Below are 12,801 nucleotides of genomic sequence, written 5' to 3'. Positions count from 1 at the left end.
CAGATAAGCGGCAGGCATGGTCCCGTCAATCGACACGGTCAGGAGGTCGGGGCAGATGAGCCTGCAGTCACAGCGACCATTGCATCATATTGCGACAGGAACACGCGCCCTGACAGATCATCAAGGAAATGACTGCGTTTCAACCGGTCCATCACAGGGCCTTTCACCTCGGACAGGTGAAGGGTAATTCCCATGTCGCGCAAACGGGCATTGATCGCCTCAAGGCTTTCCAGCGCGGACATGTCGATCTCGTTCACGGCGGAACACATCAGCACTACATGCCGGATGGGCTGGTCACAGGTCACACGATTGGTGATGTAATCCTCAAGGAACCGGGCATTGGCGAAATAGAGGCTTTCGTCGATCCGCAGTGTCACGACCCCGGGATCGGTTTGAACCTTGTGGCGCAAAATATTGCGGAAATGCTGGGTGCCGGGGACAAGACCGACCTCGGCGACATGGGGGCGCGATGTCTTGTAGAGAAACAGCGCCAACGACAGGATCACGCCTGCGGATACACCCATTTCGACGCCAAGCCCCAACGTGATGGCGATGGTTGTGGCGACGGCGGCAAAGTCGATCCGCGAATAGGTCCAGCTGCGTTTCAGGATCGACAGATCCACGAGGCTGAGGACCGCGACGATGATGGTTGCCGCCAATGTCGCCTTGGGCAGGAAATGCAGCAGCGGGGTCAGGAACATCGCGGCGAGCAGGATGCCGATGGCGGTAAAGGCCCCAGCGGCCGGAGTTTCGGCACCGGCGTCGAAATTCACCACCGAACGGGCAAAACCGCCCGTCACGGGATAGCCACCGGTCAGCGCCGCCGCGATATTCGCCGTGCCAAGACCCACCAGTTCCTGATCCGGGTCGATCCGTTGGCGCTTCTTCGCGGCCAATGTCTGGGCGACCGAGACGGACTCGACAAAGCCGATGACCGAGATCAGCAGCGCCGAGATGAAAAGCTGTCCCCAGACCTCGCCTGAAAAGCTGGGCAGTGTCAGCGGGGGCAATCCGCTGGGGATTGTGCCGACGATAGCCACACCCTTGCCCGCCAGATCGAAGGCCCAGACCGTCAGTGTGGTGACGGCCACAGCGGCCACGGGTCCGGCCTTGGCCAGCAGATCGGCCAAGCGCGGGCGAAACCCTGCGCTGATGAGAAGCGGCTTGAGGCCCTTGCGGACCCAGAAAAGAAAAGCCGTCGTCATCACTCCGATCGTCACGGTTATCGGATTGATATCTGACAGGTTGACCCAAAGGTTGCCCAACAGTTGAACAAGTGAATGCCCACCGCCGCTGATGCCCAAAATCGTGCCGATCTGGCTGGCGGCAATCAGTAGGCCGGATGCCGTGATGAACCCGGCGATCACCGGATGGGACAGGAAATTGGCAAGAAACCCCAACCGGAATACACCCATCACGGTCAGGATCAGGCCTGACATGAAGGCCAGCGTGATCGCCGCCATGGCGTATTCGGCTGTTCCTTCCAGCGCCATGTTGCCCACAGCGGCGGCTGTCATCAGCGAGATGACCGCGACCGGCCCAACGGCCAGCGCGCGACTGGTGCCGAAGATCGCATAGGCCACCAGTGGCAGGATCGAAGCGTAAAGGCCCATTTCGGGCGGCAACCCCGCGAGCAGAGCATAGGCGAGGGACTGGGGGATCAGCATGATCGTGACGATCACAGCCGCTACCGTGTCGGATGTCAGCGTGTCACGGTCATAGGTTTTCGTCCATTGCAGGATTGGCAGGTGCCGTTCAAGTCTGCCACGCCCAAAACGCGACGTCCGAGAAGGCCGGGGCATGGAACTGGACATGAGGGCAATCTTCCTGAAGTCGTGCCGGACCGGAAGGTGCCAGCAAGTCAAACATATATGTCAGTTAGAATGTGATGTTCAACCACGGTCACACTGCGGGCCCCAGAGAGGTAGCAAGGGTCATCTGATGCCATCCAGGTTTGGGACAAAATATGCAGGTCTCGCAGTATGGCAGCCATTCAGCCTTCGATTCAGCAAAACAAAGGCCGATTGACCTGAAGCAGCGGCGATTACAGGAACACGTCATATATGTTTCAAACCCCTCCTGCGCTAAACTGTCGCGGTATCTTTCGATACAAGCCAACATGCAGGAGGGACAGATGTCTGCAAAATTCATCGTCGGCTATGATGGGAGCGAGGCCTCTCGACGGGCGCTCGACTTTGCCGTGGGCCGGGTCAAGCTTCAGGGCGGCACGGTTGTTCTGGTCCATGTGCTGGAATGGTCGCCCTATTCGTTCCTGAGTCCAAGCGAACTGGAAGAACGCCACAAGCGTCGCACCGAGGAACTGGAGCGAGCCGAGAAAGCGCTGGTCGCACCTGTGCTTGAAAAGGTCCGCGCCGCTGGCGTCGAGGCGGAAAGCAAGATCCGCTATGGCCATATCGCCGAGACGATCTGCAAGATCGCCGAGGAAATGGGCGCAGTGCAGATCGTGATCGGACGCAACGGTCACACCCGACTTGGCAGCCGGATCTTCGGATCGGTGGCAGGTCATCTGGCGCAGGCAGCCCCGGTGCCCTGCACCATCGTTCCATGAGCAGCAACAGGAGAGAAAGATGACACGGAATGCAATTCCCGCGGCGTTTGCCGCGATGGCTGCGCTTGCGGCCCTGATCTTCTCGGGTGTGCCGGCTCGGGCGCAATCCATCGACGAGACCGTCAATCAGATTTTCGCAGATTCGACGGGTTGGTTTGTCAGTTTCATCTTCGCTTCCATCCCCGGCACCTCGATCGCATGGATCGTTCTTTGGCTGGTGGTCGCGGCGAGCGTTTTTACAGTCTATTTCGGGTTTATCCAGTTTCGTGTGATCGGACATTCTCTGGCGCTGGTCAGTGGCAAATATTCTGATCCCGATGACGCGGGCGAGGTCAGCCACTTTCAGGCGCTGGCTACGGCCCTGTCGGGGACCGTCGGTCTGGGCAATATCGCGGGTGTGGCGGTGGCGGTCAGCATCGGCGGCGCGGGCGCGACATTCTGGATGATCCTTGCGGGTCTTCTGGGAATGGCGTCCAAGTTCACGGAATGCACCTTGGGCGTGAAGTATCGCAACGAATACCCGGATGGGCGCGTGTCCGGTGGTCCGATGTATTACCTGACCAAGGGCTTCGCCGAGCGCGGCTTGCCGGGCGGCAAGTTTCTGGCGGTTCTGTTCTCGATCTTCTGCGTGCTGGGCGCATTGGGCGGCGGGAACATGTTTCAGGCCAATCAGGCGCACCAGCAGTTGACCGGTGTGTTCGGCGAGTATCCCGGGTGGATCACGGGGATCGTCTTCGCGGGGATCGTCTTTGCGGTGATCGTGGGCGGGATCAAGTCCATCGCCCGCGTGACAGAGAAAGTCGTCCCCTTCATGGGCGTTCTTTATGTCGGCACGGCGCTTGTCATCATTCTGATGAATGTGGACATGGTGGGTGCAGCGTTCGGCCAGATCTTCAACGGGGCTTTCACAGGCAACGGAATCGTGGGCGGCATGGTTGGTGCACTGATCCAGGGCTTCCGGCGTGCGGCCTTTTCCAACGAAGCGGGTGTCGGGTCCGCGGCCATCGCCCACTCGGCGGTCCGCACCAAGGAGCCGATTACCGAAGGTTTCGTGTCCCTGCTGGAGCCGTTCATCGACACAGTGGTGATCTGCACCATGACGGCGCTTGTGATCATCATCACAGGGCAGTTGGTGACCGATCCCGAAACCGGCCTTTATGTGATCAACGAGGCCGGGCAGGTGACGACGGCAACAGGCGCTTCGGGCGTGGGCCTGACCTCGGCTGCGTTCGAATCCACTTTCTCATGGTTCCCGTATATCCTTGTGGTTGCGGTGGTGCTGTTCGCCTTTTCGACGATGCTTAGCTGGTCCTACTATGGTCTGAAGGCGTGGACCTTCATGTTTGGTGAGGGGCAGGCTCAGGAACTGACCTTCAAGACCATCTTCTGCATCTTCATCGTGATCGGTGCGGCGGCCAGTCTTGGGCCAGTGATCGACTTCTCGGATGCGGCGATCTTCGCCATGGCCGTCGTCAACATAGCGGGCCTCTATTTCCTGATGCCGATCGTGAAACGAGAGCTCGAAAGTTATTTGAGCCGTCTTCGGTCCGGCGAGATTAAACGTTTCAAATGAGCGTCCGTATATAACGCAGGTTCGGTCACGAGTGGAAAAGGCCAGAGCATTGCTCTGGCCTTTTCGTGGTTCTCGCGTTGGGTCGGACCGCTTAGGCGGCGGCGAAACCAGCGTCCAGTGCCGTGAGGATTGTATTCACCTCGGCTTCCGTGATGGTCAGGGGCGGCGACATCAGAATGTTGTGCGCGCCCAACCGCACCATCGCCCCTGCCTCGTAGGCGGTCTTGTGGATACGCTTCATGGTGGGCATATCCATCGGCGTCTTCTTCGCCCTGTCGCTGACCAGCTCGATCCCGGTCATCAAACCGTGCCCGCCGCGCACATCGCCGATGATGTCGTGTTTCTGGGCCAGTTTCAGCACGCCTTCATAAAGCTGTGTTCCGCGCGGCCCTGCATTGGCAGCGGTGTTCAGGCGGATCGTTTCCGACAGGCAGGCGGTCACGGCTGCCGCGCCCACGGGATGCGCTGAATAGGTATAGCCGTGGAAGATCGCGCCTTCGCCGGTCGTGTCCTTCTCGAAGACATCTGCGATCTTCTGGTTCACCAGCGTGGCCCCAACCGGGAAATAACCCGAAGTGATGCCCTTGGCACAACTCATCATGTCGGGCTGCACGCCCCAATGGCGCGAACCGGACCAGTCGCCCGTGCGGCCAAACCCGGTGATGACCTCGTCCGAGATCATCAGGATGCCGTGACGGTCGCAAATCTCACGCATCAGTTTCATGAAGCTTTCATGCGGCACGATCACGCCGCCTGCCCCTTGAATCGGTTCCATGATGAAAGCGGCGATGGTGTTGGCGCCCTGAAAGGCGATCTCGTCTTCCATTGCGGCCGCGATATTCTGGGCCAGCTTCGCGCCATCCGTCTCGTTGAACGGGTTGCGGTAGGTATAGGGGCTGGGCAAGTGGAAACATCCCGGCAACATCGGTTCGTAATTCAGGCGAAAGCGGTTGTTGCCATTGACCGAGGCGCCGCCGAAATGCGTGCCGTGATAGCCTTTCTTGAGGCTGAGGAACTTGGTCCGCGTCGGTTCGCCCCGCAGGCGGTGATACTGGCGTGACAGCCGCAGGCAGGTTTCCACGGAGTCCGACCCGCCCGAGGTGAAGAAGGCGCGCACCATCCCGTCGGCTTCAAAGAATTCGCGCACCATATAGGACGCCTCGATGGCAGCGGGGTTCGACGTGCCGGCAAAGGCGGAATAATAGGGCAGGTCGTAGAGCTGCTTGGCGATGGCGTCCTTCACCACATTGTTGGAATAGCCGAGGTTCACGCACCACAAGCCCCCCACGGCATCCACGACCTTGTGACCGTCAAGGTCGATGATGTGCACGCCCTCTGCCCCTTTGATGATCGTGGGGGCATTGGCCTGAAGATCCCCCGGATGGCCCATCGGATGCCACATGTGGCGGGCGTTGTTCTCTTTCAGGAAGTTGTCGTCTTTCATGGGGGGAGCCTCCGAGTCGCGGGTGTGTCGAATTTGATCAAATTCTGTCACTGCGCGCAGATACTGTCCAGTGGCGCGTGATCTCAGGACTTGCGCTGAAAGGCGATCATCACCAGTGCCAGCAGGCTGGACCCCAGCATCAACAGCAAGGACACGGCATTGAGCAGTGGTGTTGAGCCCAGTTTCAGCCGGTCGAACATGGCGATGGTCAGGGGTGAATCCGAACCGACAAGCATCAGGGTGGTGTTGAAATTCTCGAAACTCATCAAGAAGGACACGACGAAAGCACCGATCATCGCCGGGGCCAGATAGGGCAATGTGATCGTGCGCACGGCAGTCAGGTGGTTCGCGCCAAGATTCAACGCAGCCTCCTCCAGCGTGCGGTCAAACTTTTGCAGGCGCGCGGCGATAACCAATGTGGCGATGGTCGTGACGAATGAAAACTGCCCAAGGATCACCAGCACCAGACCGGGTCTCAGCGCCTGAATGTCGAATTCGGCCGCGTCCCATGCCGCATTTGCCAGCGTGCTGGAAAAGACAAGGATCGAGATGCCCAGAACGATGCCCGGGATCACCAGCGGCAGCAGCATCAGCACGTAAAGCAACCCTCGCCCCCGGAACTGATACCGGTTGAAGAGAAACGCATTGGTCGTGCCCACCGCAACCGACAAAGCCGATACCGCCAGACCGATGATGACGGACGTGCCGATGGCGCGCAGGATCGGGCCTTCTTGAAAGACACCGATCATCGGACGCTCGGACCCGAAGAACCAGCCAAGGGTGAAACCTTCCCATGGCAGGGACGGGAACTGGCTGTCGTTGAAAGCGAAGACCGCCACCACCGTCAAGGGCAGCGCCAGATAGATGAAGAACAGCGCAACATAGGCCCCATAGGCGATGCGGATCAGCGGGTTCTGCGGGATTGTCGGGATCATTCTGCCACCTTCCTTAACCCATTGTCTTTTCCAGGGTCTGTCCGGTCAGGCGCAGCACGGCCCAGACGATCAGCGATGACAGGATCAGCAGCATGAAACCGAAAGCGGCACCCAGCTCCCAGTTGAAGCGGACGATGAACTGCGAATAGATCATCTGCGTGAACCACAAGCTGTCCTTGCCGCCCAGCATGGTAGGGGTCAGGTAATTGCCCAAGGACAGCATGAAGACCACGATACTGCCCGAGACGATCCCCGGCATGGCATGGGGAATGACGATTTCGCGCAGGATGCTGGGGCCGGACCCGCCCAGATCATAGCCCGCCTCGATCACGGCATCGTCCAGACTGTCCAGCGTCGTGACAAGTGGCACGACCATGAACAGCATCGAGGTATAGACCAGCCCCACCATCATCGCGGCGTCGTTATACAGCATTTCGACCGGCCCCGCCGCCAGCCCCGCCCATTGCAACAAGCCCGAGATGACGCCGCTTTCCCGCAGCAGGATCATCCAGCCAAAGGTGCGGACCAATTCTGACACCCAGAACGGCACCAGACACATCAGGAACAGCACGGAGCGCGCGCGCCCCCGTGCCATCTTGGCGATGTAGTAGGACACCGGAAAGGCGATCAGCAAAGTCAGAACAGTCGCAAGGATCGACATCATCGCGGTGCGCGCGAAGGTCACCATGTAAAGCGGCTCGGTCAGGATCGTCGTGTAGTTTGCAAGGCCGGTTTCATACTGCCGCACGCCGACACGTTCACGTAGCGACAGCAGAAACAGGTCGATATGCGGGATGATGATCAGCAGCGACAGCCAGAGCAAGAGCGGCGTGAGCAACAGGATCAGCCCGAGTTTCTGTCCCGCGCGCATCGCCTATGGCCTCGCCACAGCAAAGGCGTTGCCCTGATCCCCGGACCAGCCGATATGCACACCCGCGCCGCGTGTCAGATGGGCGAATTCGCCTGATTGTGGCAGGGCCACTTCGATCTCGGCCCCTGTGGCATCCATCACGATCACGCGGCTGGCTGCCCCGTTGAACAGGATCGTCGCGACATGGCCACTGATCTGGGTGTCGAAATGGGACAACTGCGCGGAATCCTCGGCCAGCCGGATCGCCTCGGGGCGGACAAAGACCTCGGCCCGGTCTCCGACAGGCAACTTACGGCCGGGGCTGATGGCCCGCAGGATCAGGCCGCCGTCTGTCTTCACCTCAAGGGCCTCTCCCTCGGCCCGGGTCACGCGGCCCTGCCAGCGGTTGGCATCGCCCACGAAGCCTGCCACGAAGGCGGTCTGGGGGCGGTAGTAGAGGTCACGCGCTGTGCCCATCTGCTCGAACCGGCCCGCGTTCATTACGGCGATCCTGTCAGACATGACAAGGGCCTCGGACTGGTCATGGGTGATGTAGACAAAGGTGGTATCAAAGGCCGCCTGCAGCGCCTTCAACTCGACCTTCATATGTTCACGCAGCTTCAGGTCCAGTGCGCCCAAAGGTTCGTCCAGCAGCAGCACGTCAGGTTCCAGCACCATGCAGCGGGCAATGGCGACGCGCTGTTTTTGCCCTCCCGACAACTCATCCACCTGCCGCGCACCGATACCGGGCAAGCCGATCCGATCAAGTGCTTCGTCCACCTTGCGGGCAATCTCGGCCTTGGCCATGCCCTTGCGGCGCAGGCCATAACCGATGTTGTCGGCGATGTTCATCATCGGGAACAGGGCCAGATGCTGAAACACCATGTTCACCGGGCGCTTGTTAGGCGGCACGTCCAGAACGGAGCGTCCCTTGATCCGGATATCGCCGCTGCTGGGTTCAAGAAAACCTGCGATCATCCGCATGATCGTGGTCTTGCCACAACCTGAGGGTCCAAGGATCGAAAAGAACGAGCCCGCAGGCACGGTGAAGGACACGTTATCCACCGCCGTTGCAGACCCGAAGCGTTTTGTCAGCGCATCACATTCCAGATCGGGCATCGGCGTGGTCATGCAAGGCTTTCCAGGCTTCTCGGTTCAAAAGCAAAGGCGGCACCTGCACAGCGCAGGTGCCGCCCGATTTGTCAGTGGATCAGCGCGCGGCCTGCACGCGGTCGAGCACGGCACCTTCCAGCGCCTCAAGACCTGCGGGAACCGGCGGATACCACTTGATATTGTCGACGGCTTCCTGCGGGAAGCTGGCCTGATACTTGGCTTTCAGCGCATCCGAGACGAATTCATCCGCGCCTTTCGAGGCGGTGAAGTTGCCAGCGGATTCGGTGATCATCGCCGCGATTTCCGGCTTCATCACGAAGTTGATCCAGGCATAAGCGGCGTCATCCGCCTGACCCTTGGCAGGGATCACGAAAGTGTCGATCCAGCCCAGCGCACCAGAGGTGGGCGCTACGAAGGTCACATCGGGGTTGTCCTCGTTCAGCTTCCAGCCGCCGGTATCCCATGCCATCGCGGCCACAACCTCGCCCGAGCGGACCAGACCCATCAGCTCATCGCCGCCGGACCAGTAGGTCTTGACGTTGGGCTTGCAGGCGATCAGCGCCTCTTCGACCTTGGACAGGATCTCGGTATAGGCGGCCTCGTCGGCATAGGCGGCGAAGGGGTCCATCCCCATCGAGAATGCAAAGCCGATCAGCGTGGGACGGCGCATCCGGTAGGACACCTTGCCCGCGACGGCATCACTGCAAAGATCTGTGTAATCCTTGACATCGGCAGCCTGCGCCGTGTTCAGCACCAGACCATCAGTGCCCCAGACATGCGGGACGCCGTAAACATCGCCTCCGACTGTGGTATTGGCCTTGGTCGCTTCCAGCATCGAGGGGATGAACAGAGCGGCGTCGATCTTGGACAGATCCATCGGCTTGTAGATGCCAAACTCCTCCTGCGGGCCGGCGATGCGGTCCTGGCTGGGTTGGGCCAGATCGAACCCGCCGCCACCGGTTGCGCGCAACTTCGCAATCATTTCCTCATTGTTCGATGTGGTCACTTCGACAGTGTGGCCAGTTTCGGCCTCGAACATCTCGATGACATTCTCGGGGGCGTAGCCGCCCCATGTCAGCAGGCGCAGCGTATCGGCACTGGCAGGTGCGGCCAAGCCAAGGGCCAGCGCCGACGCGGTAAGTTTCAACGTAAAGGCAGAGGTTTTCATGATGTATCCCTGTGTTGGAGAACGGATGTACCGACGGCGACCAATCACACCAGTGAAACAGTTTTGCGAAACCAAGCCCGCTGTCTGTTCCTTTTTGATCATTTGATAAAATCAAGACATTCGCTTGGGTCCAAAGTCAACATTTTCGCGCATCGCCCTCATGTGAACTTGCGGAACAGGCGGGTGCGGTCGAACATCCCCTCAAGATCCTGCATCCGGGCGCGGGTGCTGTTCCAGGTGCGTTCCTGCACCTCGGCGACCAGCGCCTCGGCCATCAGCAACAGGGTCACCAGACTGTCCCACGCGCTGGGCACGACGATCCGGCCGCAGAAGGTGCAGTCGGCAAACTCATGCACGGGAGAGCGCCACTGATCCGTGAGCAGGATGATCCGCGCGCCCCTGTCACGGGCCAGTTCCGCCAGTTTCAGCGTGCTGTTCTCATATCGGCGGACATCGAAAATCACGACGACATCGCCTGCCCTCAGGTCAAGGAGGTCATGGGCCCATGTGCTTGACATCGCATGGACATGGGTCACGCCCGCGCGCAAGACCTGCATGTGCAGGAACAGATATTCGGCAAGAGCATGCGTAATCCGCCCGCCTGCGACAAAAACCCTGCGGTCCGGATCGGCCAGCAGGACGCAGGCCCGCTCGAAGGTATCAAGGTCGATCTGGGTCAGGCTCTGGTGGATATTTCCGATCACCGCATCCGTAAAACGATTGAGGATATGGCCCTCGGGTGCGGAATGCACCCATGTGTCTCGTTTCGTGATCGGGTCGGAAATGCGCGCCTCAAGTTCGCCTCGCAGGGCGGACTGGAATTCGGGAAAACCGGAAAACCCAAGTTTCTGCACCATCCGCACGACTGTCGGGGTCGACACATCCGCCGCCTTGGCCAGATGCGTGATCGAGGCAAGACCGGTCACAGGATAGTTCTGCAGCAAGGTATCGGCCAGTTGCCGCTCGGCCCGCGTCAGCGTGTCGAAGGCCGTTTGCAGCCGTTCGGCGATGGTCTGGCTTTCATCGGTCAAGGCTTGGCGATCCTTTTTGTTCAATATATGCACAGAACGATTCGGGGTGAAGAAAATCTTTCAGAAACATCGTTGACAGGTCGGGGGGGCTTGGATCACGCTTGATCCATAGGGGGCCTGCCATGCTGTTTTTGCCGGATCAACCAGATGTCACGAACCGCGCCGTCAGGCAGGCGTCATGCCCCCGGTGATGCGTGGCTACATCCGGATCGTTGATGCAATCAACTACCGGTTGGGGCGGTTGGTGATGTATGGCATATTCGTCATGGTGGCGATCCTGCTTTGGTCGTCGGTGTCCAAGACCTTCTTCACACCCTCCCTGATGACGCTGGAAATGGCGCAATTCGCCATGGTGGCCTATTACATGCTGGGCGGGCCTTATGCGTTGCAGATGGGCGCAAATGTGCGGATGGACCTATTCTATCATACATGGAGCGACACCCGAAAAGCGTGGTTTGACGCCTTTACCGTTTTGTTCCTGCTGTTCTTCCTGGGTGTATTGCTTTGGGGTGCATTGAGTTCGACGGCCTATTCGCTGGGTTACTTCGGGCGTGAGCCGCTGACCTTCTATGGCGAATTGATCAGGGCCTTTCTGACCGGCGGGCCAAATGGCGCCTCCGAGGTGCTGGGCCGGTTCGAGCGCAGCCCGACGGCATGGCGCCCTTACATGTGGCCGATCAAGGTGCTGATGACGCTGGGCATCTTCCTGATGCTGCTTCAGGCTATCTCGGAGTTCTTCAAGGACTTGCTGCGTCTGCGTGGCGAGGTGGTGTGATGTCCTACGACATGATCGCCATCTTCATGTTCTCGCTGATGATGCTGATGCTGTTCACTGGCCAGCGCGTCTTTGCTGCCATCGGTGGTGTGGCGGCGGTGTCTGCCATGATGCTCTGGGGCACGGGCGGGGCGGAAATCCCCTTTTCGGCAGCGATGAAACTGATGAAATGGTATCCGCTGCTGACGCTGCCGATGTTCATTTTCATGGGCTACATCCTGTCGGAAAGCAAACTGGCCGATGATCTCTACAGGATGTTTCATGTCTGGATGGGGCCGGTGTCGGGTGGTCTGGCGATCGGCACGATCGGGTTGATGGTGCTGGTCTCGGCGATGAACGGCCTGAGCGTTGCAGGCATGGCAATAGGAGCCACCATCGCGCTGCCCGAACTGCTGCGGCGTGGCTATGACAAGCGAATGGTCACGGGTGTCATTCAAGCGGGGTCCAGCCTTGGTATCCTTGTGCCGCCTTCGGTCGTTCTGGTGCTTTACGCAATGATCGCGCGGCAGCCGGTGGGCCAGTTGTGGCTGGCAGGCGTGGTGCCGGGGCTGATGATGGCGGGGATGTTCATTCTGTACATCTATATCCGCTGTCGATTGAATCCGACCTTGGGCCCGGTCCTGCCCATTGAGGAGCGGAATGTCTCACGCGCAGAAAAGCTGCGCCTTCTCAGCGCGGGCCTGCTGCCGCTGGTGATCTTTGCTGCGATGATGGTGCCTTTTGTGAACGGCTGGACAAGCCTTGTCGAAAGCTCGGCCATCGGGGCCATGACTGCCTTCTTCGCGGCTGTCCTCAAGGGCCGCATGACACGAGCGGTTTTTGAAACCTCGGTCCGCCAGACCTTGATGATCTCCTGCATGTTCATGTGGATCATTCTGGCGGCTCTGGGATTTGGCGCGATCTTTGACGGGCTGGGTGCGGTGCGGGCCATCGACACGCTGTTCACCGACCGGCTTGGCCTGAACCCTTGGGTCATCCTGATCTTGATGCAGCTGTCGTTTCTGCTGATGGGGACCTTTCTGGACGATACCGCAATGCTGGTGATCGTGGCGCCCCTTTATGTCCCGCTGGTGGGCGCATTGGGCTTTGACCTGATCTGGTATGGGATCCTTTACACGATCACCACGCAGATTGCTTATATGACGCCGCCTTTCGGCTATAATCTGTTCTTGATGCGGGCCATGGCCCCACCCGAGATCACGTTGCGCGATATCTACGCGTCGATCCTGCCGTTCGTATTGGTGATGTTGTGTGCGCTGGCCCTGATCATGATCTTCCCGCAGATCGCGCTCTGGCTGCCCGAATTGGTTTACGGAAAATGACCTCCGCAAGGAGCAACAAAA

General features: G+C 59.5%; 11 protein-coding genes. 4 read left to right on the top strand and 7 right to left on the bottom strand.

Going from position 1 to position 12,801, the window contains the following annotated elements:
* Positions 1–38: 38 nt before the first annotated feature.
* On the bottom strand, positions 39–1,802 hold the full coding sequence (locus PVW27_RS05060) for a SulP family inorganic anion transporter (RefSeq protein ID WP_274555692.1): 1,764 nt from the start codon (positions 1,800–1,802) through the stop codon (positions 39–41).
* A 332-nt stretch (positions 1,803–2,134) separates the two neighbouring features.
* Here PVW27_RS05060 and PVW27_RS05055 point away from each other — a divergent pair, with 332 nt between their 5' ends.
* Positions 2,135–2,569 (top strand): universal stress protein, encoded by a 435-nt coding sequence (locus PVW27_RS05055; RefSeq protein WP_274555691.1) that lies wholly within the window; start codon positions 2,135–2,137, stop codon positions 2,567–2,569.
* A 19-nt stretch (positions 2,570–2,588) separates the two neighbouring features.
* Complete coding sequence (locus PVW27_RS05050) at positions 2,589–4,142, top strand: alanine/glycine:cation symporter family protein (protein WP_274555690.1); 1,554 nt, start codon at positions 2,589–2,591, stop codon at positions 4,140–4,142.
* A 91-nt stretch (positions 4,143–4,233) separates the two neighbouring features.
* Here the strand turns inward: PVW27_RS05050 and PVW27_RS05045 are convergent, their stop codons facing one another.
* The 6 genes from PVW27_RS05045 to PVW27_RS05020 form a co-directional block, all read right to left on the bottom strand.
* Positions 4,234–5,586, bottom strand: a complete 1,353-nt coding sequence (locus PVW27_RS05045; RefSeq protein ID WP_274555688.1) for an aminotransferase class III-fold pyridoxal phosphate-dependent enzyme — start codon at positions 5,584–5,586, stop codon at positions 4,234–4,236.
* 83 nt (positions 5,587–5,669) lie between these two features.
* Positions 5,670–6,521: an ABC transporter permease gene (locus PVW27_RS05040; RefSeq protein ID WP_274555686.1), complete on the bottom strand. Its 852-nt coding sequence runs from the start codon at positions 6,519–6,521 to the stop codon at positions 5,670–5,672.
* Positions 6,522–6,534: 13 nt separating this feature from the next.
* Positions 6,535–7,392, bottom strand: a complete 858-nt coding sequence (locus PVW27_RS05035) for an ABC transporter permease (RefSeq protein WP_274555684.1) — start codon at positions 7,390–7,392, stop codon at positions 6,535–6,537.
* A 3-nt stretch (positions 7,393–7,395) separates the two neighbouring features.
* Entirely contained in the window at positions 7,396–8,502 is a 1,107-nt protein-coding gene (locus PVW27_RS05030; protein WP_274555682.1) for an ABC transporter ATP-binding protein, read from the bottom strand.
* 79 nt (positions 8,503–8,581) lie between these two features.
* A complete protein-coding gene (locus PVW27_RS05025) occupies positions 8,582–9,652 on the bottom strand; it encodes an extracellular solute-binding protein (protein WP_274555680.1) in 1,071 nt (356 codons plus the stop codon).
* Positions 9,653–9,810: 158 nt separating this feature from the next.
* Complete coding sequence (locus PVW27_RS05020) at positions 9,811–10,683, bottom strand: MurR/RpiR family transcriptional regulator (RefSeq protein WP_274555678.1); 873 nt, start codon at positions 10,681–10,683, stop codon at positions 9,811–9,813.
* 178 nt (positions 10,684–10,861) lie between these two features.
* Between PVW27_RS05020 and PVW27_RS05015 the strand changes: the two genes are divergently transcribed.
* Positions 10,862–11,458, top strand: a complete 597-nt coding sequence (locus tag PVW27_RS05015) for a TRAP transporter small permease subunit (RefSeq protein ID WP_274555677.1) — start codon at positions 10,862–10,864, stop codon at positions 11,456–11,458.
* The gene (locus PVW27_RS05010; protein ID WP_274555675.1) at positions 11,458–12,780 is read left to right on the top strand and encodes a TRAP transporter large permease; all 1,323 of its coding nucleotides are present in this window, start codon (positions 11,458–11,460) and stop codon (positions 12,778–12,780) included. Before PVW27_RS05015 ends, PVW27_RS05010 begins: the two co-directional genes overlap by 1 nt.
* The last annotated feature ends 21 nt before the right edge of the window (positions 12,781–12,801 follow it).

The sequence above is a fragment of the Seohaeicola sp. 4SK31 genome (assembly GCF_028802875.1).
Classification (GTDB): Bacteria; Pseudomonadota; Alphaproteobacteria; order Rhodobacterales; family Rhodobacteraceae; genus Seohaeicola.
The sequence above is the reverse complement of the archived record's forward strand: the minus strand, read 5'-3'. Positions and strand labels throughout refer to the sequence as shown.

Coding starts and splice junctions, on each gene's coding strand:
- PVW27_RS05060 (WP_274555692.1), bottom strand. CDS start 1,802: ATGCCCCGGCCTTCTCGGACGTCGCGTTTTGGGCGTGGCAGACTTGAA.
- PVW27_RS05055 (WP_274555691.1), top strand. CDS start 2,135: ATGTCTGCAAAATTCATCGTCGGCTATGATGGGAGCGAGGCCTCTCGA.
- PVW27_RS05050 (WP_274555690.1), top strand. CDS start 2,589: ATGACACGGAATGCAATTCCCGCGGCGTTTGCCGCGATGGCTGCGCTT.
- PVW27_RS05045 (WP_274555688.1), bottom strand. CDS start 5,586: ATGAAAGACGACAACTTCCTGAAAGAGAACAACGCCCGCCACATGTGG.
- PVW27_RS05040 (WP_274555686.1), bottom strand. CDS start 6,521: ATGATCCCGACAATCCCGCAGAACCCGCTGATCCGCATCGCCTATGGG.
- PVW27_RS05035 (WP_274555684.1), bottom strand. CDS start 7,392: ATGCGCGCGGGACAGAAACTCGGGCTGATCCTGTTGCTCACGCCGCTC.
- PVW27_RS05030 (WP_274555682.1), bottom strand. CDS start 8,502: ATGACCACGCCGATGCCCGATCTGGAATGTGATGCGCTGACAAAACGC.
- PVW27_RS05025 (WP_274555680.1), bottom strand. CDS start 9,652: ATGAAAACCTCTGCCTTTACGTTGAAACTTACCGCGTCGGCGCTGGCC.
- PVW27_RS05015 (WP_274555677.1), top strand. CDS start 10,862: ATGCCCCCGGTGATGCGTGGCTACATCCGGATCGTTGATGCAATCAAC.
- PVW27_RS05010 (WP_274555675.1), top strand. CDS start 11,458: ATGTCCTACGACATGATCGCCATCTTCATGTTCTCGCTGATGATGCTG.